This window comes from Mycobacterium sp. (genome assembly GCF_035314905.1).
GTDB lineage: Bacteria > Actinomycetota > Actinomycetes > Mycobacteriales > Mycobacteriaceae > Mycobacterium.
The window spans coordinates 1-22,888 of sequence record NZ_DATFYW010000095.1; the positions used below are offsets into that span (position 1 = coordinate 1).

The window sequence follows — 22,888 nt, forward strand, 5'->3', positions numbered from 1 at the left end:
TTCCGGGGCAAGGAGCACATCGAATACGACAACCCCTACGACGTCGGAATGACGGGTCTGCTGGGTTATGCCTCCGGGTACAAGGCGATCAAGGAAGCCGACGTGCTGCTCATGCTCGGGACCGACTTCCCCTATACGCAGTTCTATCCAGACGAGGCGGAAGTGATTCAGGTCGACATCCGCGGCAGCCACCTCGGGCGGCGTGCGCCGATCAACCTTGGCCTTGTCGGCACGGTGAAAGACACGATCGACGCGCTCCTGCCACTGCTGGCCGCCAAGGACGATCGCGATCACCTGGACCGGTCGCTGCGCCACTACCGGCGAACCCGCAAATCGCTGGACTCGCTGGCGGTTAATGACCGCGACCGCATACCTATCCGCCCGGAATACGTTGCAGGACTCGTAGATCGGCTCGCCAGCGACGATGCCGTTTTCACGTTCGATGTCGGAGCCCCGACGATCTGGGCGGCGCGCTACCTGACGATGAACGGCCGCCGCAGGCTGAGCGGATCCTTCACGCACGGCTCGATGGCCTGTGCGGTGCCCCACGCGGTGGGCGCCCAGACCGCCTACCGCCAGCGCCAAGTCGTCGCACTGGCCGGCGACGGCGGCCTGACCATGCTATTCGGCGAGCTGCTCACCCTGGTACAGAACAACCTGCCGGTGAAGATCGTGGTGTTCAACAACTCGTCGCTCAACTTCGTCGAACTGGAGATGAAGGCCGCGGGCATCGTGAATTTCGGCACCGACCTGCACAACCCGAACTTCGCCGCGGTCGCCGAGGCGGTGGGCATCTTCGGGCGCCGTGTCGAGCAACCCGGCGACCTCGAGCAGGCGCTGGCGGCCGCGTTCGCCCACGACGGCCCCGCGCTGGTCGACGTCGTGGTCGCGCGGCAGGAGCTGTCGATCCCGCCGGCAATTTCCGCCGAGCAGGCGAAGGGCTTCACGCTGTACGCGATCCGGACGATTCTGGCCGGCCGGGCCGACGAACTGCTCGACCTCGTCACCACCAACGTCGCGCGCAGGATCCTGGACTGACCTCCGGTTGCCGGTGTCATGCGAAGACGTCGTTGAGGGTGACGGTTTGCAGGTTGCGGGTTCGGATGAGATCGATCAGCTGGGGGTAGCAGAGGGTGACCGTCGGCAGGTTGGCGTGGATCAGCACGATCTGCTGCGGCTGGAACGACAGGGCCGCGTGGTCGACGAGGCTTTTTTCGGTCTCGGGCACTGAATCGCCTACGTCGCCGCTCCACATCGTGATCGTGGTGTAACCCTGATCGGCGGCCACCCTGTCGATGTCCGCGTTGTGAACGCCATAGGGCGGACGGAAATACGGGGTGCCGTCCGTGCCGTAGGTGTTTCTCAGGAAGTCTGCGTTGTGGCGGATCTGATCTGCCACCGCGCCCAGTCCGATGCGGTTGAGGTACGGGTGCGACCAGGTGTGGTTGGCCATCTGGACCTGCCCCGAATCGACCATGGGTCGCAGTGCGGGAACGTTGACCGACCACGAACTGTTGGCGCCGTCGACAAAGAAGGTCAGACGGGTGCCGGTGTCGTGGCAAAACTGCGCGAACGCGCCCACCACCGGGATACTGGTGCCGTCGTCTACGGTGAGCGCCAGTTGATTGCCGTTTCCCGGCAGCCGGGCGAGGATACCGGCCGGCGCGGGTACCCGTCCCAGCGGGATCATCCACCGGATGGGTGCACCGCCGGCTTCCGGGGCACGGCTTAGCGCCGCGAGCACGCCGGCCGCAATGGCGCACAACATCGTGCGCCGATCAATCTGTTGCAAGACATCATTGTCGCTCGCCGAGCGCTCGGGTGGAAGAAGAACTTCCTTCTGCGCCTTAGATTTTCGACATCCGACCCCGGGCGTTCGCGCGCTGGATTCGCCACGTCGCGCGGACGCAAACTGAAGCGATCACGCCGGGCCGCGCCGCCCACCCAAGAGCGGGCCGGGTGATCAGGCAGCAGTGCCCAAAAAGCAGCGTTGTCGCTCCCGGCGGGTTATCGGCGACAGCCCTCAGCGCACTGGCCATTGTTGGCAGCGGTCAACGGGACGCTGTGAGTTGGTGGCCCCAGACCGACTGCGCGTCCGCATCACCGACGCGGTAGACCTGAATAATCGACGCACCTCCGACGGCCAGCGCGAGGAGCGCGACCACGACGCCGGCGATGACGCGGCAAACGATCTCCGGCACCGCGGTGAGCGGCGCGAGGACCACGATGAAGTGGACGAGCAGGACAGGGGCGGGAAGGCCGTTGACAACGGTCAGGCCGCCGGGCTACGGGTTGCCGACCGGAAAGTTGCGGATCTCAGCGTGTGGTGTTGACGAGATCGAGCGTCGCCTGCGTGGCCTTGGCGAGTGCGATGGTTTCCGTCTCGTCGAGGACGCCGCAGATCCAGTCCCAGTGTGCCGAAACCGTATCCCCAGGCGACGGCGCGGCGATCAGTGACATGGCGTCCTTGCTCCAGCGCACCCGCTCGGGCGCGGGTTCACCCAGCCGAAGCGCCCCGCCGTCGAACGTCAGCGGCCTAGAGAGGACGCTGGCATGCTCTCCATCGACGGATTGCACTGTCCCCCAGCGTATTCGGCAGTCTTGCATCACCTGAAGCGGCGTGGTCGGATCGCGGTCCAGGAACCGCACCCACGGATATACCACGAAAACGTGGAAACTGTGGTGCGCCAGAGCTCCTGCGGGGTTCGTCAGGTCACTGAGCAGACCGGTGACTTGTCCTTTGAAGGAAGCGCGCAGACGGTCAACCAGCGGCGCAGGGTCAACCCGGTCCAGCTGCGTCCCTCCGACCCAGTAGCTGCGTACGACGTCGGCGTCGAGCGCGTCATCGACGCCGATCGCTTCGGCAATGGCGCGCAAATAGGGCCATGCTCCGTCGAATTCCCTGGCGTGCGCGGCAATTCCGAATGGATCGTCGCTACGCAACACTCCCACGTGGGCCGGACCGCAATAACCGAGTTCGTTCGGCGGGAACGCGTACCTGGCGAACAGTGCGTAGCCTGGCGGTAGCTGGTGTTCGGGGAGTGCACTCATTCAGCAGATCCGCGGCAGTTGCTCGCCGATCGGCAGGTCGACAACCCGTGTGCCGCCGAGCGCCGTTCTCGCGACGACGATGCCAGGGTGTTCGGCCACGCAGGTGCCGATCACCGCCGCACACGCGCCGAGGGGGTGCTCGCGCATCGCGGCCAGCACTCGATCGGCGTCCTGTGGCGGCACGAACGCGACCAGCTTGCCCTCGTTGGCCACGTACAGCGGGTCCAGACCAAGCATGCTGCACGCGTCACGTACCTCGGCGGGCACGGGCAGCGCGCGTTCGTCGAGCGAGACGCCCACCTTGGCCGCCTTGGCGATCTCGTTGAGCGCGGCCGCCATTCCGCCGCGCGTCGGGTCCCGCAGCACGTGGAGGTCCGCACCGGTATCGATCATCGCGGCCACCAAGCCGTTCAGCGGCGCGGTGTCGCTGGCGATCGTGGTGCCGAACTCCAGCCCCTCGCGACAGCTCATCACGGCCACCCCGTGCACACCGATGTCGCCGCTGACGATCACCACGTCGCCCGGCTGTGCGCGCTGCGGCCGGATGTCGGCCCGTTCGTCCACCAGCCCGACGCCCGCGGTGTTAATGAACACTCCGTCGCCGTGGCCGGTGTCGACGACCTTTGTGTCGCCGGTCACCAGCTTCACACCGGCTGCCAGCGCGGCGGTGCCGAGCGCCCTCGCGACGCGGGCGAGTTCGTCGAGCGCGGTGCCCTCCTCGAGGATGAACGCGGTCGACATCATGATCGGGCGGGCCCCGGCCATCGCGAGGTCGTTGACCGTGCCGTTGACCGCGAGGTCGCCGATGGATCCGCCCGGGAACACCAGCGGCTTGACGACGAACGAGTCGGTGGAGAACGCCAGGCGCGAACCTCCGACCTCGACCACCGCCGAGTCGCCCATGTTCGCGTCGGCCGCCGGACCAAACGCGGGCAGAAACAGATGCTCGATCAGCTCGGCCGACATCGCACCGCCGCCGCCGTGGCCCATCACGATGTTGGGCACGTCGCGCAGCGGGGCCGGGCACACCCAGGACTCCATGTCGATGATCGCGCCTGACCCGTTGGGGCTGACATGTGCCTCAGGCATGCGTCACCCCGAGTCGCCGGTAAAGGTAGTAGGCCGCACACGCGCCCTCCGACGAAACCATCGTCGCGCCAAGCGGATTGCGCGGCGTGCAGGTTGTCCCGAACGCCGCGCATTCGTGCGGTTTGATCAGCCCCTGCAGCACCTCTCCGGACCGGCAGATCGCGGACTCGGAGGTGTGGATGTCGGTGACCGAGAAGCGGTGCTCGGCGTCGTAGTCACGGAAGGCGGGGGAAAGGCGCCAACCGCTGTTCGGGATCATCCCGATGCCCCGCCAGTTTCGGTCGGTCACCTCGAAAACGTCATGCAACATGGCCTTGGCCGCGACGTTGCCTTCCGCGCGGACAGCGCGCGGGTATGCGTTCTCGAGTTCGTGTTTGCCCGCTTCCAGCTGCAGCACCGTCCGGCGGATGCCTTCGAGGATGTCCAACGGCTCGAACCCGGTGACCACGATCGGAATCTCGTACTTCTCGGTGAGCGCGGGGTATTCGCCGATGCCCATGACGCTGCACACGTGGCCCGCGGCCAGGAAGGCCTGCACCCTGCAGGTGGGAGAGTCCATGATCGCCGAGATCGCCGGCGGCACCAACACATGCGATACCAGCAGCGAGAAGTTTTCAATGCCAAGTCGTTTGGCCTGGTACACCGTCATCGCGTTCGCGGGCGCCGTTGTTTCGAACCCGATACCGAAGAACACCACCTGCCGATCGGGGTTCTCCCGGGCGATGTTCAGCGCGTCGAGCGGCGAGTAGACGACCCGGACATCGCCACCCTCGCTCTTGATGCGGAACAGGTCCTTCTCGCTGCCGGGCACGCGCAGCATGTCGCCGAACGAGCAGAAGATCACGCCGGGGCGCGACGCGATCGCGAGTGCCTTGTCGATGATCTCCAGCGGTGTGACGCAAACCGGGCAGCCGGGCCCGTGGATCATTTCGATGTGGTCGGGCAGCAGCTGGTCGATGCCGTGGCGGATGATCGAATGCGTCTGGCCGCCACAGACTTCCATAATCGACCAGCGCTGGGTGGTCGCCGCCTTGATCTGACCGACGAGCTTGCCCGCCAGCTCCGGGTCGCTGAATTCGTCCAGGTACTTCATGACTTCACCTCGGTTGCTCCATCGGGCTGCGGCGTCGGCACCGGCACGCCGGCCTGCTTGGCGGCGATTTCGAACGCGTCGCCGAACTCCTCCTTCATCACGCCGAGGTGTTCGAATTCGGCCAATGTCCGCATCGCCGATTCCTCGTCCAGGCGCTGGATCGCGAACCCGACATGAACGACGACGTACTCCCCGACGACCGCGTCTGGGATGTACTGCAGGCAGACGTCCTTCTTGATGCCGCCGAAATCCACGATCGACATCAGCGTCCCGTCCCGGTCCTGAAGGCTAATTATCTTCCCCGGCACCGCCAAGCACATCGGCGTACTCCCTTCTCATACCGAATTCCCGACCAGTAGTTGGCCCAGCGCGATGCCACCGTCGTTGGGTGGCACGCGCCGATGAGTTATCACGCTGAAGCCTCTGCCGCGCAGCAGATTGTGCGCTTGCTGCAGAAGCAGTGTGTTCTGGAACACCCCGCCGGACAGCGCAATGGTGCGCGCGGCGGTCGTCTCGCGGGCCCGCTCCGCGAGCCGGACGATCAGCACGGCCACCGCGATGTGGAACCGCGCGCCGACGACCTCCGCCGCAACACCTTGACGTCGGTCGCTCACGATCGCGTGCAGAACCGGCGCCGGATCGATGATGACCGGCGCGCCGTCCTGGACGTCGAATGCGTACTGAACGCCGGCGGTGTCGACGCCGCGCGACAGGCCCTCCAACTCGATCGCGGCCTGGGCCTCGTATGCCACCACCTGGCGGACCCCGGCCAGCGCGGACACCGCGTCGAACAGCCGCCCCATGCTCGACGTCTGCGCGCAGCCGAGCCCGGTCTCGAGTTGATGTGCGAGTACCTTGCGTTCGCCGGGAGGGCACGCGACCACCGGCGGCAGGTTGGTATCCCAGTCGATTCCGGCCGCCCAGAGGTGGGCCAGCGCCATCCGGTACGGCCGCAGCACGCTGACGTCGCCCCCGGCCAGCGGCACATACTTCAGGTGGGCAAGCCTGCGGTAGCCCTTGTAGTCGGCAAGCAGTAGTTCGCCACCCCAGACCGCCCCGTCGGACCCGTAGCCGGTGCCGTCGAACGCGAAGCCGATCACCTGCTCGGAGCCGTCGCAGCCGTGCTCGGCCATCACCGCGGCGATATGGGCGTGGTGGTGCTGCACCGTGCGCACCGGCCGTTCACCGGCGTTGCGGTTCGCCCAGTCGGCTGATCGGTAGCGCGGATGCGCATCCGCGACAAGCACTGTCGGTGACACGCCTGTCAGTGCGCGGAGGTGCCGCTGGGCGGCGTCGAACGCCGACAGGGTGGCGATGTCGTCCATGTCGCCGATGTGCTGGCTGAGCCACGCGTACTTGCCCTCGGCCACTGCCATCGTGTTCTTCAGATCGGCGCCCACGGCCAGCGTCGGCGGCACCGCCACCGGCAGCGCCACCGGCAGCGGCGCATACCCGCGCGAGCGGCGGATCGCCAACTCTGCGCCGTCGAGCAGGCGGACCACCGAGTCGTCGCAGGGCACCAGGATGTTCCGGTTGTGCATCAGCCAGCCGTCGGCAAGCCCGGACAGGCGTTCGAGCGCGTCCTCGTCGGCGAAGCAGATCGGCTCACCGCCCAGGTTGCCCGATGTCATCACCAGCACCTGCGGCCCGGGCGCATCGCCAGGCATGCCGAACAGCAGCACGTGCAGGGGGGTGTACGCGAGCATGATGCCGAGGTCGGGGTTGCGCGGTGCCACCGTGTCGGCGATCCCCGTAGCGGGCAGCCGGGGAAGCAGCACGATAGGGCGCTGCGCTCCGCACAGCACCCGAGCGGCCGCGTCATCCACGATGGCGATTTTGCGCGCGGTGTCGAGGTCGGGCACCATGACCGCAAAAGGCTTGTCTCCGCGGCGCTTTCGCGTACGCAGTTCTGCCACAGCCGCCGCGTTGCGTGCGTCGCAGGCAAGGTGGTAGCCGCCCAAGCCCTTGACCGCCAGCACACCGCCAGAACGCAGCAACGCGCGGGCCGAGGTCAGTGCCGGCTCGCCGGCCAGGACCTCAGCGCCCGGCCGTCGGTATCGCAGGGTCGGGCCACAATCCGGACAGCAGATCGGCTGCGCATGGAAGCGTCGGTCGGCCGGGTCGGCGTATTCGCGCGCGCACCGCGGGCACATGTCGAACGCCGCCATCGTGGTAGTCGGCCGGTCGTAGGGGAGCGACGTGATGATCGTGAAGCGTGGACCGCAGTTGGTGCAGTTGATGAACGGGTGCCGGAAGCGCCGGTCGGCCGGGTTGCGCAGTTCGGCGGCGCACTCGGCGCACATCGCGACGTCCGGAGAAGCCAGGGTGCGGCCGCCGCCGGAGCGCGACGTGTCGGCGATCACGAAGCCGGTGCCGCCGACACGGGGGACGTCTTGTCCATCAACGGAGTCGATGATGGCGAGCGGCGGCGCTTGGTGGCGAAGCCGGCGGAGGAACTCGCCGATGTCGTCGTCAGTTCCCTCGACCTCGATGATCGCGCCCGAACTGTCGTTGCGCACGGATCCGGCGAGCCCGAGCGCGGCCGCGGTGGTGTATACGAACGGCCTGAAGCCGACGCCCTGCACGACGCCGCGCACCGTGATGCGCAGCCGGCGCCGGGTCGTCACGGCGAGGATTCCTGGTCGCGGCCCCGGCCCATCAGCTCCAGCCCCGCGAGCGCGGCGTCGGCGCCGTCCTTGTCGGTCTTCTCGACGACGAAACCCATGTGGATGATCACCCAGTCGCCGGGCCCGAAGGTCTGCTCGGGCAGCATCCCGACGTTGACCTTGCGCTGTTCGCCGGCGACGTCGACCAGCGCGAGCTGTCCGCCGTAGCCCTCCAGCATCTGAACCACCTGTCCGGGGATTCCCAAGCACACAGGTCAGCCCTCCCTCGCCGGCACACCGGCCCCCGACAGGAGACCGGCCACGACCTCCTCGACCGCGGCGACCGCGCCATTCACAGCGGCTGCGACGGGCTCGCTCAGGCCCATGCCCTCGTCCACCGTTGCCACCTCGCAACCGACGACGACCGTGTACGGTGCGCTACCGCCGAGTGCGGCCAAGCCGGCGAACACCGCGGCGGGATCCATGCTGTGCGCGTCCAAGGCCGCCGTTCCGCCGAGAGTTTCATGATCTGCCTCGAACACGTGCAGGGTGCCCGGTGAGCGCTTTTCGGGCACCGCGTCCACGAGCACCAGCGCGTCCCACCCGTCGAGCAGGTCGTAAGCCAGATGCATGCCGCGAATGCCGTAGTCGACGACGCGCACACCAAATTGCGCGAGCCGGTCTGACCCGCGCCTGATCACCTCAGGACCGAAACCGTCGTCGCTGAGGAAGATGTTGCCGATGCCGGCTACCAGAATCCGAGACGTAATGTGACCCCCATTTCCACTACATCCGCCTCATCCGCATATAACGCCGCGCGTCCGGGATCGAACCCAGGCCGATCACGATTCCCGCCAGGACGATGATCGCGACGACCGCAATTGCCACCCAACCCACTATGGCCATCTCTAGTTCCTTTCGGTGAGCGGTTCCACTTCATCGGGTGAGAAGTAGAGGTAGCGGCCGTACCAGTCGTGCAGGTCGGCTGCGGGATCATCTTCGACGACGACCGCGACGTGCTGGTTACCGTCGACGTCTTCGTGGACCGAAGTGACGCGAGCGGTCCTGCCGGAGAAGAAGATATCCTGCGCGTCCGCACGCCGCGACGGGTGAAGCCGAACGCGGCTGCCCCGCGTCACCCGCACGCCGTTGACCAGCACCGCGTCGATCTCGGGCCGCACCGCCAAGTCGGCCATGGGATCCCACCAGTTGGCTCCATCGGGGATCTCCGGGATCAAACCCGGCTCCTGCGCTGGAAGCGCATGCGGATTCCGCAGCACACCATGGAGATTCAGCAAAGCCTCCGGCGACATCGAGTCGCAGCGGTCGATGATCTCGGCGGCCAGCGGATCGGTCGCCCGGGCTTGGGCCTTCTCCTCGTCGGTCATCGTCATGATCCGCAGCGTCAGGATCTCGTCGATCTCCGTGGAGTCATAGAGGGCCCCCTCGCTTTGTTCGGCAATCTCGGGGTGGTCGTAGAGGATGATGGGCGAGACCAGCATCAGGTCTCGTTCGCCGGCAAGGCCGGCCAGCACAGGGAAGCACCGATGCTGGCGGCAGCGGGCGACCGTATCGACCGCTGAGGCCGGTGGGTCAAGGAGCGAGACGAACTCACCGTTGTCCACGTGGACGATGAGGTGCGTGCCGATCATCGACGCCGCGATCGCGTCGTCCTTGTCGGCGGGCGGGGCGCCGGTGTTGTGGACCGCGAGGCTGACCTGCAGCAGTCCGCCGTCGGGTTCGCCGGACAAGGTCAATTCGCTGGTGAGGTGCCGGCGGCTGCGCACCAGCCGGCCGCCGTCGACATCTTCGACGTCGATGCCGCCGTCGACGACGATCGGAATGATCTGCCCCGCCAGCAGTTCGGTCAACGCCAACGGACCGAACGACAGCTCCCGCTCGACCGCCTCGTCCCAGGTGAGCCATGTCCGCGAGCCGGCGGTCAGCTCGTCGACCGGCTCGAATTCTCCTCCGCCGGCATCGCGTTCGGCGGTTCGGCGCTGCAGCTGGAGGAATCGCACGACGAGCGTCAGCGTGGCATCGTCCTTCGGATCCAGAAGGATCTGGGCCGACATGGTGTCGTCTTCACCTATGCCGCGTTCGGCAGCCCGCTGTGGCCCCAGCACCCCGAACTGGAAGCGCGACTGGTTTTTTCGTGAATTCGCCCGGTACGGGTAGAGCAGGTACCCCTCGTACAGCACGGCGTCGGCGATGGTCCGAACCCGATCCCACTCGGTCATCGGGCATCTCTGGTTGTGCTCGTGCTCAGCAGCGACGTGATCGCATCGTCGAATCCGAGCATCCCCTGTCCGGATTTGTATGAGGCAAGCGCATCGAGGGTGTCGCGGCGTAGCCGCACCCACCCGGTGTTCGGGTAGTGCAGCTCAATCAGGTCACGCCACAACGCGACCGGCAAGTCATAGCGGTCCTCGCGGTCCCACGGCACCTGCTGAACCGCGAAACCCCGTTCGCCTTGCACGAAAACCGTTCCGCTGAAAAGGAACTGCAGGGGGATGGTCCTGTCGCGCAGCGCGTGCATGTACTTGGCGCCGGTCACCTCGAAGTCGTAGGTGCACTCCAGCGGCAGGTCGAACTGTGTGTCACCCGTGAAGCCCGGCACCATCGCGGTCGCATGCTGCCACAGAAAATTGCGTTGCGTGGTGCTCCAGCGCTCCCGGGGGCCGAACAGGTCGAGCAACCCGGCCGCTTCCTCGTCGGAGTAAGGGCGTCGCAGCGGCTCGATGCGGACCTGGCACCGCAGCGCTATCGCGTGCACCGGCTCATCACCGACGGCCGCGACCCCAACTCGTGCTGTCAGCACGGGTGTCACCGCGTAGGGTTCCGGCGCGATGTCCAGAACCGCAAACGTCACCTCGGTCACGGCGGGATGACCTCGCTGCGGGCCCGGACGTGGTTGAAGAAGTCCTCGATGTAAGCCCGGACGTGCTGGCCGCCGTCGAAGCCGTGCCACAGCATCCGCAGCCGGCCGACGAACTCGTAGCACGCGTCGATGGGCACCAGGCGGCATTCCGGCGGCTGCGACTCGTCGTCTGGCACCCGCACGATCAGCGCTTCCGTGTCGTCGGTGAGCATGTCGACACGTGGGTCGGCGGCCCGGATGCCGTTCCAGGCGTCCATGTCCAACTCGGATTCGGTCGCGCCGGCCGGACCCGGGTAAAAGGCGACCGTGCGGCCAAGCGCGGAGTTGCGGAAGAAGAACGCGAGACCGACCGGGATTTGCAGCAATTCCCATTCGCGGCGCCCCAGCGCGAAGTCGGGGAACGACAAATACCGATCCGGTACCGCGCGGTAGCGCAGGTCGGCATGGCTGTCGGTGAAGAGCAGATAACAGGCGCGGCATACGCACATCAGTTGCCGCCCTTCGACATTCACCACATGTTGATGCTCGTCGGCGATCGGCTCCGCGCACATCTCGCACCGCTCACCTGCCGGCTGCGGAGCCGAGCGAGCGGCGCGAATGCGCGCCAGCACGTCGTAGGCGCCGCCCACTCAGGCCACCCCCGGCGCGACGATGGCCATCGACAGCACGCCGTCCCGCTCCAACAGGGGGATCGGCTCGAGGTGAGTGCCCGCCTCACCGTTTCCATCGACGCAGGCCCCGGCGTGGACAACATCGAAGTGGGCGTGGCAGCGAGGGCATCGCAACACCAGAACGGCCGAGCCGAGTTGGCGATGGAGCGCCGCGCCCGCCAGTGAACCCCGGCAGCTGCCACACCGGTCGCGATAGGCGAAAAGCTCGGCACCGACCCGGCACGCCACCAACGTGGTGCCGGCCACACGAAACCCGCCGACCTCTCCGGGTCCCAGATCGGCGAGGTAGGGCACCGGTTCCCACGCCGCCGGCCGGCGTCGATCGTCGTGTAGGCGGCTCAGCAACGACTCGGCCGGAATGATCCCGGACTTCGGATCCTTCTCGGCCGCGACCACCTCGATCGCCGATATCTCCGGCGCGGCCGCACGGACAGCGTCCTCGACCGCGAGCTCGAGGGTCACCGACGACGACGGGCAGCTGCGGCAGCTCCCGGAGAACTGCAGCCTGACCGTGTAGTTGTCGTAGTTGTCGTAGTTGTCGGCCTCGCCGGCGACCTCGAGCAGGTGGACGTCCCCACCATGAGATCCCAGGTACGGGCGCACGGTGTCGAGCGCATCGGCGACCCGCCGTTCGACGCTGTGCGGGTGGATGCCGTGCACCAGCATGAGGCTGGCGACGAGGTCGTCGGCGGCGAACGTCTCGGCCAGGTCCGGGTTGGCGGCGACCGCCATCTGCATCATGCGCTCCAGGCCCGCGCCGTACAGGTCGGTGACCTCGCGGACCAGTTGCTCGGCGCGCTCGTGCGCGACGGGGCCACCGGCGGCGCTGGCGTCGAGCAACGTTTGGATCCGATCGCCCGCCGTGCGCCACTGCGCGTCGTCTGCCACCTCGTCCGGGCGGTCGGCCATGTATTACTCCCCGGTGAGGGATTGGGTGGGGGTGTGGAGTTTTTGGATGGTTTTGCCGTTGCCGAGGTACATGTGGACTCCGCAGGGTAGGCAGGGGTCGAAGCTGCGTACGGTGCGCATGATGTCGATGCCTTTGAAGTGTTCGCGGTCGTTTTCTTCGAAGATGGGTTGGCCTTGGACGGCGTCTTCGTAGGGTCCTGGGGTGCCGTAGCTGTCGCGGGGGTTGGCGTTCCAGGGGGTGGGGGGGTAGGGGTGGTAGTTGGCGATTTTGCCGTTGCGGATGACCATGTGGTGGCTGAGCACGCCGCGGACGGCTTCGGTGAATCCGCAGCCGATGCCTTCGTCGGGGACGTCGAATTTTTCCCAGGTTTTGGTGCGTCCGGCGCGGATTTCGGTGAGGGCTTTTTCGGCGAAGTGCAGGGCGCTGGCGGCGGCGTAGGCCTGGAAGTAGGTGCGGGCGCGGTCGCGTTCGATGGTGTTGGAGCCTTGTGGGGGGATTTTCCATTCGAATTCGACGGGGCCTTTCAGCGCGGTTTTGGGCAGGTTGATCTGCACGCTGTGGCCGGTGGCTTTGACGTAGCCGATGTCGACGAGTCCGGCCAGGGCGGTGGCCCACAGGCGGGCCAGTGGGCCACCGCCGGTGTCGAGGGCGAGGTGGTCTTTGCCGTCGAACCAGCGCGGGGCCATCACCCAGGAGTATTTGTCGTCGAAGTCGCGTTTTTGGGGGTGCGGGTTGGTGTGTTGGTTCCAGGGGTGGCGCCGGTCGACGGGGTTGCCCAGGGGGTCGGTCTTGACGAACATTTCCTGGTCGGTCCAGTCGTCGTAGTAGGAGTGGCCCAACAGGATGCGGATGCCCAGATTGATGTCGACCAGGCTGGTGGTGAGCAGTTTGCCGTCGACCACCACGCCGGGGGTGACGAACATGGCCCGGCCCCAGTTTTCCATGTCTTTGTAGGCGAAGTTGCAGACCTCGGGGTCTTGGAAGGAGCCCCAGCAGCCCAGCAGGGTGCGCCGCAGGCCGACCTTGTCGTAGCCGGGCAGGGCCTCGTAGAAGAAGTCGAACAAGTCGTCGTGCATGGGGACGACCTTTTTCATGAATTCCACGTAGCGCATCAGCCGGGTCATGTAGTCGGTCATCAGCTGGATGGTGGCGCTGGTGCCGACCCCGCCGGGGTAGAGCGTGGAGGGGTGCACGTGGCGGCCTTCCATCAGGCAGAACATCTCGCGGGTCCAGCGGCTGACTTGCAGGGCCTCGCGGTAGAACTCGCCGGTGAACGGGTTGAGCGCGCGCATGATGTCGGCCACGCTGCGGTAGCCGTGGGCGTCGGCGTGGGGGGCCGGGGTGTTTTCGGCCTTGGCCAGCACCCCCGGGTTGGTCTCGGCGACCATCTTCTCGCAGAAGTCCACCCCGACCAGGTTCTCCTGGAAGATGTTGTGGTCGAACATGTACTCGGCGGCCTCACCGAGGTTGACGATCCATTCGGCGATGTGGGGCGGCTGCACCCCGTAGGCCATGTTCTGGGTGTAACACGAGCAGGTGGCGTGGTTGTCCCCGCAGATCCCGCAGATGCGGCTGGTGATGAAATGCGCGTCGCGGGGGTCTTTGCCGCGCATGAAAATCGAATACCCACGAAAGATCGACGAGGTGGAATGGCACTCCACCACCTCACGGTTGTCGAAATCGATCTTGGTGTAGATGCCCAGGCTGCCCACGATCCGGGTGATCGGATCCCAGGCCATCTCCACCAACCGGCCGGGCTCACGCGACACCTGCGAGGGCTCGGGAATGATCGCTGTCATCGCACTTCTCTTTCCACTCGACTACGGGTCAGGGCCAACAACACGTTCACCACACACACGCACCGGGGGCAGGCCGCCACGACCCGCAGCTACCAGGTGCGCGTCGCTCCGGTCTCCAGCTTGGTACCCGGGTGGCGCCACTTGGGCTCCTTGTCCACCGTGCGCTCGGTGATATGGCGCAGATTGCGGATCACCGACCCATAAAACCCCACCGCCGTGGTCGACACCTTGCCCCCGGGCGGCTCATCCATAAACGGCATGAACTTGTCCGGGAACCCCGGCATCGTGCACCCGATACAAATCCCGCCCACGTTCGGGCATCCACCGATCCCGTTGATCCAGCCTCGCTTGGGCACGTTGCACTTCACGACCGGACCCCAACAGCCAAGCTTGACAATGCATTTGGGTGATCCATACTCGGTGGCGAAATCACCCTGCTCGTAATAGCCGGCCCGGTCGCACCCCTCGTGGACGGTAGTGCCGAACAACCACGCCGGGCGCAACGCATCATCGAGGGGAATCATCGGCGCCTGACCGGTGGCCATATACAACAAATACGTCAACGTCTCCGACAAATTATCCGGATGAATCGGACACCCCGGCACACACACCACCGGAATCCCGGCCTTGGACTTCCACTGCCACCCCAAATAATCGGGCACCCCCATCGCCCCGGTCGGATTACCCGCCATCGCATGAATCCCGCCATAGGTGGCGCACGTGCCCACCGCAACCACCGCGGTCGCCTTGGGCGCCAACCGGTCCAACCACTCACTGGTCGTCATCGGCTGCCCGGTGGCCGGATCATTGCCAAACCCGCACCAATACCCCTCATCATGGAGCGCCTCATTGGGAATCGAGCCCTCCACCACCAGCACGAACGGCTCCAACTCACCCCGATCAGCCTTAAAAAACCACGCCAAAAAATCGTCCGCACCCCCGGTGGGGCCGCACTCAAAATCAATCAACGGCCAATGCACGGCGACCTTCGGCAACCCCGGAAGGGCCCCCAGCGCAATCTCCTCCACACTGGGCTGCGTGGCGGCAGTCAACGCCACCGAATCACCGTCACAACTCAAACCAGCATTGATCCACAAAACATGAATCAACGTATCCTCTGCCCTGACTGCTGCCTCAGATGGCATAACCGAGCTCTTCCCGGGACCGGCTCCGTCCCTACACCGCCGGAGTCGACCCTCGGCCCACTTGCGCGGCGCTAGTTTCCGGGTCTACTCCCACCCCACCGACTTGTCAATGACCAGTTCAACAAAATCGTTTGCGCGCGCGTCAATCCACGCGTACCACCGTTCGACTCCTTCGCCCGTGGTCGCCGACAGCGGAAGAATCTCAACCTTCGGGTTGATCGAGCGGGCGTGGCGGGCGCAGATATCCAGGTCAAAGTCGACATATGGCAGCAGATCGGTCTTGTTGATCAGCACCAGACCCGCGGCCGCGAACATGTGCGGATACTTCAGCGGTTTGTCGGCCCCCTCGGTCACGGAGATGACTACCACCTTTGTTTGCTCGCCGAGATCGAACAGGGCCGGGCAGACCAGGTTTCCGACGTTCTCGACGAACAGCAGCGAATCGGGTTGGGGGTCGAGCGTCTCCAGTGCGCGGTGGATCATGTCGGCGTCGAGGTGGCATCCCGCGCCGGTGTTGACTTGTACGACCCGGCAGCCGGTCGCCGCGATCCGCTGGGCGTCCAGGAGCGTCTCCTGGTCGCCCTCGATGACAGCGACGGGCCGGTCGACGCCGAGTTCCCGGATGGTTCGTTCCAGCAGCGTCGTCTTGCCCGCTCCCGGCGAGCTGGTGACGTTGAAGGCGAGGATGTTGCGTTCTGCCAACCACCTGCGGTTCTGTTGGGCCAGCAGGTCGTTCTTTGCGAGCACCTTCTGTTCGAGCGAGATGGTCTCGGTGGCGGGCGGGTGATCGTGGCCGTGATCATGATCATGGTGGTGGTGGTGACCGTCGGCGTGGGTCTGGCCGGTTTCATCGGCGAGGGTGATCACGGCACCGTCATCGCCGCAGCCGCAGGTTGCGCACATGGTCAGCTCACTTCCATCGACAGGATCCGCAGTTCGCGGCCGGCGAGCACCTCGACGTCGGCACTGCCGCACGGGCACAGCAGGATCAGATCAGGCAACACGAACTCGTCGCCGCAGGAGCGGCAGCGAGCAGAACCCGGCTCCACATCAAGATCGAGACGTGCACGGTCGGCGACAGTGCCTTCGGTCGCCAACTCGAAGCAGAACTGCATCGAGTCGGGCACGACCCCGCAGAGCGCGCCGACCTGAAGCCGGACGCTGTGCACGCGGCGGCCTGCGGCGTGCTCGCACACCGCATCGACAACACTCTGCGTGATCGCCATCTCGTGCAACTCTGCTCCGCTTCGGCTCGATATCGCCCACGATAGGACGGCGTTCCGCCGGGCACAACGGGCCTACGATCGTCGCGTGACCGAGACGCTGAGCAACCAAGACGTGGTCGCGCTTCGGGACTGGGCGCGCAAAGGGGATCGGTTCGAAGCTCACCGATATCACGCCACTTGCCGGCGGGACCCAGAACATCGTGGTGCGGCTGCGCATCGACGGCCGGCCGGTGGTGTTGCGACGGCCGCCCGCCCATCCCAGGCCGACGAGCGACAAGACGATGCTGCGGGAGATCGCGGTGTTGCGCACGCTGGCCGGAACCGCCGTCCCGCATCCCGAATTCATTGCCGGCTGCGACGATCTCGAGTTGCTCGGCGTCGTCTTCTATCTGATGGCCGAGATCGACGGATTCAATCCCGGAAACGAGGTGTCCGGGGCCTACGCCAGTGACGAGAAGCTGCGCCACCGCGTCGGCCTGCATTTCGCGGAAAGCCTTGCGCTGCTCGGCAATGCGCCCTGGGAGGGCAGCGAACCAGCTGCCATCAAACGGCCGGGATCCTTTCTGGCGCACCAGGTTCCGCAGTGGCGGGGCGCGCTCGACGCGTATCGCCAACACGAGAGCTACGAGGCCGACTCACTACCAGGCGTCGACGACCTGGGCGACTGGCTGGAGACCAACCGCCCGCCTGACGCGGTCCCCGGAATCATCCACGGCGACGTTCATCTCAACAACGTGTCACTGCGACGGGATCGCCCCGAGGTGACGGCGTTCGTCGACTGGGAAATGTGTACCGTCGGCGACCCATTGCTCGATCTGGCGTGGCTGCTGATCTGCTGGCCCGTCGAACCCGACCCGCTGGGCGTCGGCGAACCGCTTGCCTCGCTGGGTGGCCTGGCCACTCGCCAAGAACTCCTGGACGCCTACGTTGCCGCGGGAGGTCGGTCGACCGTGCGCCTGGATTGGTATGAGGCGCTTGCCTGTTTCAAGCTCGGCGTCGTGTTGGAGGGCAGCTGGGTGCGCATGCTGGCCGGGCAGGTGACGCGTGAAGTCGGTGAGCGCCTGCATGCGTGCGCCACCCGGCTCATCGAACTCGGCTCTCAGGTGGCCGAAGGCAAGGATCCGTTCCGCTGACTGTCCGCGAGAGTGTCCACCCGGCCGGTGGCGCCCGCGCGGTCCCTGACCACCCGGTAGGCGAAGTATCCGGCCACGAGCGTCACGGCGACGAAAATCAGCGCGAAGTACTGCAGGAACCATGATGTGCCGTCCGGGTCATACACCTCGGTCCGCGGCCATGCGATGTTTACGCACAGGAGCGCGCCCATGACCGCCGCGGTCACGTTGATCGGAATGCCCCACTTGCCGAGGTCGAGGATCGGCGGCCCGTAGCTGAGGCTCCGGCCGCGCAGCCGCTGGATCAATGCCGGCACGGTCACCATCAGATAGGCCAGGTACACAATCACGACCGACACGCTGGTGATCGCGGCGAAGACGCCCGCCTGGCCCAGGTTGACCAACAGGACCAGAATCGCCAGGACGCTCACCGTGCTACCGGTGATCAGCGGGGTGCCGGTGCGCTTGTTGACCCGGGCCAGCAGCGACCCGAACGGCAGCCGGTTGTCACGGGCCATCGAGAACATCACCCGCGACGCCGACGCCTGGATGGCCAAGGTCGCCGAGAAGATCGCGACCGCGACAATGACCAACAGCGCCTTACCCAGCCAGGTGTTCAGCTGACTTGTCAGCACCCACGCGATGCCTTCCGTTGACAGCAGCGGGTCGCCCAGCGACGGTGCGGCCAACAGTGCCGCCAATATCATCAGCCCGCCGCCGACGAACGACACCAACAGCGCGTTGACGATCGCCTTGGGCGCGATCTTGCGCGGATCTCTCGTCTCCTCGGAAAGCTCTGCGGCGCTATCGAATCCGTACATCACGTAGGCGGCCATCAGCATCGACGCAAGGAAGCCGGGGAGGTATCCCAGTCCGTGGCCGTGACCACCGGTGTCGACAATCGCGGCGGGGCTGCGTTCGGCCTTGATGAACATCGCGACGACGATCAGGATTACGCCGATGATCTCGATCGTCACGCCCGTGACTGTGATCCTGCCCATGAATGACACGCCGACGCCGCTGACGATCGTGCACAGGACGATCGTGATCGAGCCGAGGATGATGCCGTTCGTGGCGCCGCTGACCGACGTCAGCGCCGGATCGCCGCCGACCAGTTGGAAACCGCTCCAGACCGACGGGAGCACGCTCTGCATCGCCATCGCCAGCGCCGAGACGCTGACGATGTAGCCGATCAGCATGAACCAGCCCGCGAACCAGCCGACGGCATTGCCGGCCAGCCGGCGCGACCACTGATAGATGGCACCGGCGACGGGGAACTTGCCGGACAGTTCGGCGAACACCAGGCACACACAGAACTGGCAGATGAACACGATCGGCCAGGTGAAGAAGAACGCCGGACCGCCGAGACCGAACCCGAGCGCGAACAGCGCGAACACGGTGGTCAGAATCGACACGAACGAGAACCCGGAGGCGAACGCGGCGTAGGCGCCGATGCCGCGATGCAACTCCTGGGCGTAGCCGAGCTCGGCGAGGGCGTCCGCGTCCTCCTGGGACGAGATCGCCGGATCGAAGGTAGCGGTCATGGACTACTCCTGACGGTGGTGGACCTGGCTACTTCGCGGTAGGGCGATCCGGACCAATAACTGTCGTATGACAGAAATTATCGGGGGATTTTGTTGCGGAGGTTTCCCCGATGTCACAACTCTGTGACCAAGCCCCGGAACGACTCTGTGACCAAGCCCCGGAACGGGTGACAATCGTCGGCATGTCGGATCAGGACGGCTTCGCCGCGGCAGTCGCGGACATTGATGCTGCCACCGATGAGCCACGAATGCGCGCCGCGCTGGCCGACGCGCGAGAGGCCGCGGTGGCGGCTCTGAACTTGCGTACGCCGGCCCTGGCGCTGGCCGACGCCTGGTCCGAGGTGACGATTCGCGCCGTTGCGGCCGCGGCGCGGCTCGTCACGCTCGAGGCCGTCCCGTGGACCTGGTTCGTGTCCGGCAGTGTCGGTCGCGGCGAGGCGATTCCGGGTTCCGATATCGAAACGCTGATCTCGCTCGACAACGCGGTGGACCCTGACGCGAAGTCGATGGCGATGGTGCTGGCCGCGGACGTGCTCGCGATGCTGGAGCGCTGCGGGCTGAACCCCGACGGAAACGGCGTGCTGGCCAGCCGGAGCCGGTTCTGTCGGCGGCGATCCAATTGGTCCGACGGCATCGAGCGCTGGTGCAGCGAGCCCGCCGAGGACCGTGGGGTAGTGATGATCGGGCTGCTGTCCGACTGCGTCGCGGTCGATGAGCCCGCCGACGGCCTGCGGGCGGCGACCCTCGACGCGACGCGCCGCCACCCACAAGCCTTGCGGGCGATGCTCCAAGACGCGACCGCGGCCCGGCCCGGGATCCCGTCGCGGTTGCGGGTGTTCGCCACCCACGTCGACACCGTCGACGTCAAGGCGGCAGCGGTCGAGCCCGTAGTCAAGATCGCGCGGTGGGCAGCGATGTCGGCCGGGTCGGACTCGAGGTTCACGCTCGAGCGCCTCGATCATGCCGCGGCGGCGGGCACGTTGGACGCCGAGGACGCGGCGACACTGCGCGAGTGCTGCGCCGCTTTATCGCACATCCGATGGCGCCAGCGGGCGGCGCCCTGGATCGACGGCGGACGGGTGACCGACCTAATCTCCGTATCGACGCTGTCCCCACAGGAGCGTGCAACGTTGCGCGCGATCGGCCGCGAGGTCAACGGCATTCGTCGCAAGCTCGGGTTCCTCGCGTCGACGCCGTCTTTTTTCTGAGGTTTCGATGTTGGCGCCCCTGCTGCGTGAGCGAGCGGACGAGGCGATGAACCTGTGGGCTGCCGGGCATTCGCCGGGCGCACCCGCCCGGACGTAAATCGAGGTTGCGACAACGGGGCGTCGCCGTCTAATGTCGGGCACGTGCATGGCGCGCGTCTTCTCGTAGTAGTGCCCCGCAGCGGGGTCTGACTCCAGACCGACCCCCGCTGTGGGTCGAAGCTACTACGCCGTCGGTCATCTCCTTCCGACCAGAAGACCGGCTCATGATCACCCAATCCAGCACCACATCCGGCGCCACCAGGGCGCCCGCCCCCGAACAGATATCGGCTCGTTTCCGTGGCGTCCCGCTGCCGCGCGGGCTCCGGGAAGTTGCCGCGACCATGTCATGGAGCACGTTCACCAGCACCTACAGCCCCAGCTCGGGCCCGCTGCGGCTCGGCCACTGGGAATGCACGGACGCCCACCGGCCCGCCACCCGGCTCGGGCCGGAGCCCAGGACGTTCGAAGCCACGTTCGCGATCGGCGACCGGATCGAGACTGCGACCGCAGCTGCGACCGGACCCGTCGCGGCGCTGACGGCGATGCTCTACGACCGCGGCCTCTCGCTGGAGATGCTGCGGTTCCACCAGCTGGAGTCCGGCAACTACACCGCCACCTTCATTCAGGGATGCAACGGCGAACGCGCCGAGTGGGGCATGGGCTGGTCGGAAGACAAGACGCAGTCGGCCCTGCGGGCCGTCATAGCGTGCGCCAACCGCCTGCTCACCGCCTCCTGAGCACGCCGCGCCAGCGCCTCAGTGCAGCGGGCGCAGCACGATCGGCATGCCGTCCATCGGCACGGGCATGCCGCCGTGGTCGTAGCGCGGCTTGTAGCCGGGCCGAACCAGCTCCAGGCGGTACCGGCGCAGCAGCCGGTGAATCACCGTCTTGACTTCGAGCTGCCCGAACACCATGCCGATGCACTTGTGTGCGCCGCCGCCGAACGGCGTGAACGCGAAGCGGTGCCGCTTGTGCTCGGCGCGGGGCTCGGCGAAACGCTCGGGATCGAACTGCAAGGGGTCCGTCCACAGCTCAGGCAGCCGGTGATTCGTGGCCGGCCATGCGATGACGTTGGTGCCCGCGGGCACGTAGTAGCCCAGCAACTCGGTGTCGCGCACGGTCTGGCGCATGGCCCACGGCACCGGGGTGACCAGTCGCATCGACTCGTTCATCACCAGGTCGAGCGTTTCCAGCTTCTCGAGCGCCTCGATGTCCAGCGGGGCATCGCCCAGCCGCGCTGATTCGTCGCGCGCCCGCTCCTGCCACTGCGGGTAGGCCGCGAGGTGATACGCAATGGTCGTGGTCGTCGACGTGGCCGTGTCGTGGGCGGCCATCATCAAAAAGATCATGTGGTTGACGATGTCCTCGTCGGTGAAGCGGTTGCCGTCGTCGTCTTCGCTGTGACACAGCACGGTCAGCATGTCGGTGCCAGCGGCGCTGCGGCGCTCTTTGACGCGCTCAGCGAAGTAGTCCTCGAGGACCTTGCGCGCCCGCAGCCCGCGCCACCACTTGAACGGCGGCAGCGGGAACCGCAGGATCGCGCCACCGGAGCGGGTGGTGATCGTGAACGCCCGGTTGATCCCGGTCACCAAGTCGTGGTCGGTGCCGGGCTCATGGCCCATGAACACCACTGACGCGACGTCTAACGCCAGCTCCTTCATTGCCGGATGGAACAGGAAGCGCGCGTCGTCGGGAACCCAATCGTTGGCCACCACATGCGACACGACCCGGTCGATGTGCTCGACGTATCCGGCCAATCGGCCTCGGGTGAACGCCTCCTGCATGATGCGGCGGTGGAACATGTGCTCGTCGAAGTCGAGCAGCATCAGGCCCCGGTTGAAGAACGGGCCGATGACCTGGGTCCAGCCCTGCTGCGAGTAGTCCTTATTGCGGTTGGAGTAGATGGTCTGCATGGCGTCCGGGCCGACCGCGATGATCGACGGCAGGATCGGCGAGTCGGCAAAGAACACCGGGCCGCGGGTCCGGTAGAGGTGCAGCGGGAAGTCGGGTCCCTCGCGGAACATCTCGATGACGTGGCCGAGGATCGGCAGGCCCGAGTCGCCCATCACCGCCTTTAGCCCGCTACCGGCAGGCGGCTGCGCCAGCGGCTTCTGCTTCCAGTCCACGCTCAGCAGGCGCTTTTCGGCCAACCCCATGCCCGGGATGGTGTTGACCGTCGGCGTCAGCCGACGCCGGGCCTGGTCGAGCAGATAATTCGGGGTGCTGATCGTGGCCATCGACGCTCCTGCGCTTTTGAAGACGTTGTGGTGGATCTCGCCTGAATGCCTATCCTCGCGACCATACTTGACGCATGTCAAGTTTGTCTCGGGCGTGGGTCGATGCGAAAGTCGAGCCATGACCGCCGAATCCGCGCCACCCGGCATCCGACGCACCAGGGGTGACCGGCAACGGGAGGCCATCGTCAGCGCGGTGCGGGAACTGCTCGAGCAGAAGTCGTTCGGCGATCTGTCAGTGAGCACGATCAGCGAACGGGCCGGCATCGCGAGATCGGGC

23 protein-coding genes and 2 pseudogenes are annotated in these 22,888 nt (G+C 66.3%); 6 read left to right on the forward strand and 19 right to left on the reverse strand.

The window, feature by feature from the left end; genetic code table 11:
* The coding region (locus VKG81_RS07310; RefSeq protein WP_324395168.1) for a thiamine pyrophosphate-dependent enzyme at positions 1-1,038 on the forward strand (1,038 nt) is incomplete at its 5' end.
* Between the two features lie 16 nt (positions 1,039-1,054).
* On the opposite strand, the gene VKG81_RS07315 is transcribed toward VKG81_RS07310, so the two are convergent.
* Entirely contained in the window at positions 1,055-1,792 is a 738-nt protein-coding gene (locus VKG81_RS07315; RefSeq protein ID WP_324395169.1) for a polysaccharide deacetylase family protein, read from the reverse strand.
* Between the two features lie 280 nt (positions 1,793-2,072).
* Between VKG81_RS07315 and VKG81_RS21490 the strand changes: the two genes are divergently transcribed.
* Complete coding sequence (locus tag VKG81_RS21490) at positions 2,073-2,333, forward strand: hypothetical protein (protein ID WP_414685191.1); 261 nt, start codon at positions 2,073-2,075, stop codon at positions 2,331-2,333.
* Here VKG81_RS21490 and VKG81_RS07325 read toward each other — a convergent pair.
* The 16 genes from VKG81_RS07325 to VKG81_RS07395 all read right to left on the reverse strand — a co-directional run bounded on the left by VKG81_RS07325 (position 2,317) and on the right by VKG81_RS07395 (position 16,480).
* The gene (locus VKG81_RS07325) at positions 2,317-3,051 is read right to left on the reverse strand and encodes a DUF6390 family protein (RefSeq protein WP_324395170.1); all 735 of its coding nucleotides are present in this window, start codon (positions 3,049-3,051) and stop codon (positions 2,317-2,319) included. The two genes, VKG81_RS21490 and VKG81_RS07325, sit on opposite strands and share 17 nt — an antisense overlap.
* Positions 3,052-4,140, reverse strand: a complete 1,089-nt coding sequence (gene hypE / locus VKG81_RS07330; protein WP_324395171.1) for a hydrogenase expression/formation protein HypE — start codon at positions 4,138-4,140, stop codon at positions 3,052-3,054.
* A complete protein-coding gene (hypD, locus tag VKG81_RS07335; protein ID WP_324395172.1) occupies positions 4,133-5,233 on the reverse strand; it encodes a hydrogenase formation protein HypD in 1,101 nt (366 codons plus the stop codon). The genes hypE and hypD overlap by 8 nt, the downstream gene beginning before the upstream one ends.
* A complete protein-coding gene (locus VKG81_RS07340) occupies positions 5,230-5,553 on the reverse strand; it encodes a HypC/HybG/HupF family hydrogenase formation chaperone (protein WP_324395173.1) in 324 nt (107 codons plus the stop codon). Before VKG81_RS07340 ends, hypD begins: the two co-directional genes overlap by 4 nt.
* 15 nt (positions 5,554-5,568) lie before the next feature.
* Complete coding sequence (gene hypF / locus VKG81_RS07345; RefSeq protein WP_324395174.1) at positions 5,569-7,860, reverse strand: carbamoyltransferase HypF; 2,292 nt, start codon at positions 7,858-7,860, stop codon at positions 5,569-5,571.
* On the reverse strand, positions 7,857-8,111 hold the full coding sequence (locus VKG81_RS07350) for a HypC/HybG/HupF family hydrogenase formation chaperone (RefSeq protein WP_324395175.1): 255 nt from the start codon (positions 8,109-8,111) through the stop codon (positions 7,857-7,859). Before VKG81_RS07350 ends, hypF begins: the two co-directional genes overlap by 4 nt.
* Before the next feature lie 3 nt (positions 8,112-8,114).
* A complete protein-coding gene (locus tag VKG81_RS07355) occupies positions 8,115-8,609 on the reverse strand; it encodes a hydrogenase maturation protease (protein ID WP_324395189.1) in 495 nt (164 codons plus the stop codon).
* A gap of 16 nt (positions 8,610-8,625) precedes the next feature.
* On the reverse strand, positions 8,626-8,745 hold the full coding sequence (locus VKG81_RS21495) for a DUF6893 family small protein (RefSeq protein ID WP_414685192.1): 120 nt from the start codon (positions 8,743-8,745) through the stop codon (positions 8,626-8,628).
* 2 nt (positions 8,746-8,747) lie between these two features.
* Positions 8,748-10,079 carry a hypothetical protein gene (locus VKG81_RS07360; RefSeq protein WP_324395176.1) on the reverse strand — a complete coding sequence of 444 codons (1,332 nt, stop codon included), beginning with the start codon at positions 10,077-10,079 and terminating at the stop codon, positions 8,748-8,750.
* A complete protein-coding gene (locus VKG81_RS07365) occupies positions 10,076-10,720 on the reverse strand; it encodes a DUF6084 family protein (protein ID WP_324395177.1) in 645 nt (214 codons plus the stop codon). Before VKG81_RS07365 ends, VKG81_RS07360 begins: the two co-directional genes overlap by 4 nt.
* Complete coding sequence (locus VKG81_RS07370; RefSeq protein ID WP_324395178.1) at positions 10,717-11,349, reverse strand: DUF5947 family protein; 633 nt, start codon at positions 11,347-11,349, stop codon at positions 10,717-10,719. Before VKG81_RS07370 ends, VKG81_RS07365 begins: the two co-directional genes overlap by 4 nt.
* Positions 11,350-12,300, reverse strand: coding sequence for a NifU family protein (locus VKG81_RS07375; protein ID WP_324395179.1), 951 nt, complete (start codon positions 12,298-12,300; stop codon positions 11,350-11,352).
* Between the two features lie 3 nt (positions 12,301-12,303).
* Positions 12,304-14,100 (reverse strand): nickel-dependent hydrogenase large subunit, encoded by a 1,797-nt coding sequence (locus tag VKG81_RS07380; protein WP_324395180.1) that lies wholly within the window; start codon positions 14,098-14,100, stop codon positions 12,304-12,306.
* 89 nt (positions 14,101-14,189) lie between these two features.
* Positions 14,190-15,245 carry a hydrogenase expression protein HypE gene (locus VKG81_RS07385; RefSeq protein ID WP_324395181.1) on the reverse strand — a complete coding sequence of 352 codons (1,056 nt, stop codon included), beginning with the start codon at positions 15,243-15,245 and terminating at the stop codon, positions 14,190-14,192.
* An 84-nt stretch (positions 15,246-15,329) separates the two neighbouring features.
* Positions 15,330-16,148 (reverse strand): hydrogenase nickel incorporation protein HypB, encoded by an 819-nt coding sequence (gene hypB, locus VKG81_RS07390; RefSeq protein WP_324395182.1) that lies wholly within the window; start codon positions 16,146-16,148, stop codon positions 15,330-15,332.
* 2 nt (positions 16,149-16,150) lie between these two features.
* Positions 16,151-16,480, reverse strand: a complete 330-nt coding sequence (locus tag VKG81_RS07395; protein WP_324395183.1) for a hydrogenase maturation nickel metallochaperone HypA — start codon at positions 16,478-16,480, stop codon at positions 16,151-16,153.
* A gap of 76 nt (positions 16,481-16,556) precedes the next feature.
* Here VKG81_RS07395 and VKG81_RS07400 point away from each other — a divergent pair.
* Positions 16,557-17,604 (forward strand): annotated as a pseudogene (locus VKG81_RS07400) (phosphotransferase family protein).
* On the opposite strand, the gene VKG81_RS07405 reads toward VKG81_RS07400, so the two are convergent.
* Entirely contained in the window at positions 17,571-19,127 is a 1,557-nt protein-coding gene (locus tag VKG81_RS07405; RefSeq protein WP_324395184.1) for an amino acid permease, read from the reverse strand. The pseudogene VKG81_RS07400 and the gene VKG81_RS07405 sit on opposite strands and share 34 nt — an antisense overlap.
* 182 nt (positions 19,128-19,309) lie before the next feature.
* On the opposite strand from VKG81_RS07405, the gene VKG81_RS07410 reads away from it, so the two are divergent.
* Positions 19,310-20,335, forward strand: a complete 1,026-nt coding sequence (locus tag VKG81_RS07410) for a putative nucleotidyltransferase substrate binding domain-containing protein (protein ID WP_324395185.1) — start codon at positions 19,310-19,312, stop codon at positions 20,333-20,335.
* A 263-nt stretch (positions 20,336-20,598) separates the two neighbouring features.
* Positions 20,599-21,111 (forward strand): homocitrate synthase, encoded by a 513-nt coding sequence (locus VKG81_RS07415; RefSeq protein ID WP_324395186.1) that lies wholly within the window; start codon positions 20,599-20,601, stop codon positions 21,109-21,111.
* Positions 21,112-21,129: 18 nt separating this feature from the next.
* On the opposite strand, the gene VKG81_RS07420 is transcribed toward VKG81_RS07415, so the two are convergent.
* Positions 21,130-22,611, reverse strand: coding sequence for a cytochrome P450 (locus VKG81_RS07420; RefSeq protein ID WP_324395187.1), 1,482 nt, complete (start codon positions 22,609-22,611; stop codon positions 21,130-21,132).
* 118 nt (positions 22,612-22,729) lie between these two features.
* Here VKG81_RS07420 and VKG81_RS07425 point away from each other — a divergent pair.
* Positions 22,730-22,888 (forward strand): annotated as a pseudogene (locus tag VKG81_RS07425) (TetR/AcrR family transcriptional regulator); the annotation flags it as partial.

What these genes read in the sequence shown, in the direction of transcription:
- hypB (WP_324395182.1), bottom strand. Translation starts at nt 16,148, where the DNA reads ATGTGCGCAACCTGCGGCTGCGGCGATGACGGTGCCGTGATCACCCTC.
- VKG81_RS07340 (WP_324395173.1), bottom strand. Translation starts at nt 5,553, where the DNA reads ATGTGCTTGGCGGTGCCGGGGAAGATAATTAGCCTTCAGGACCGGGAC.
- VKG81_RS07375 (WP_324395179.1), bottom strand. Translation starts at nt 12,300, where the DNA reads ATGGCCGACCGCCCGGACGAGGTGGCAGACGACGCGCAGTGGCGCACG.
- VKG81_RS07385 (WP_324395181.1), bottom strand. Translation starts at nt 15,245, where the DNA reads ATGCCATCTGAGGCAGCAGTCAGGGCAGAGGATACGTTGATTCATGTT.
- VKG81_RS07405 (WP_324395184.1), bottom strand. Translation starts at nt 19,127, where the DNA reads ATGACCGCTACCTTCGATCCGGCGATCTCGTCCCAGGAGGACGCGGAC.
- VKG81_RS07360 (WP_324395176.1), bottom strand. Translation starts at nt 10,079, where the DNA reads ATGACCGAGTGGGATCGGGTTCGGACCATCGCCGACGCCGTGCTGTAC.
- VKG81_RS07420 (WP_324395187.1), bottom strand. Translation starts at nt 22,611, where the DNA reads ATGGCCACGATCAGCACCCCGAATTATCTGCTCGACCAGGCCCGGCGT.
- VKG81_RS07410 (WP_324395185.1), top strand. Translation starts at nt 19,310, where the DNA reads ATGTCGGATCAGGACGGCTTCGCCGCGGCAGTCGCGGACATTGATGCT.
- VKG81_RS07415 (WP_324395186.1), top strand. Translation starts at nt 20,599, where the DNA reads ATGATCACCCAATCCAGCACCACATCCGGCGCCACCAGGGCGCCCGCC.
- VKG81_RS07325 (WP_324395170.1), bottom strand. Translation starts at nt 3,051, where the DNA reads ATGAGTGCACTCCCCGAACACCAGCTACCGCCAGGCTACGCACTGTTC.
- hypD (WP_324395172.1), bottom strand. Translation starts at nt 5,233, where the DNA reads ATGAAGTACCTGGACGAATTCAGCGACCCGGAGCTGGCGGGCAAGCTC.
- VKG81_RS21495 (WP_414685192.1), bottom strand. Translation starts at nt 8,745, where the DNA reads ATGGCCATAGTGGGTTGGGTGGCAATTGCGGTCGTCGCGATCATCGTC.
- hypE (WP_324395171.1), bottom strand. Translation starts at nt 4,140, where the DNA reads ATGCCTGAGGCACATGTCAGCCCCAACGGGTCAGGCGCGATCATCGAC.
- VKG81_RS07380 (WP_324395180.1), bottom strand. Translation starts at nt 14,100, where the DNA reads ATGACAGCGATCATTCCCGAGCCCTCGCAGGTGTCGCGTGAGCCCGGC.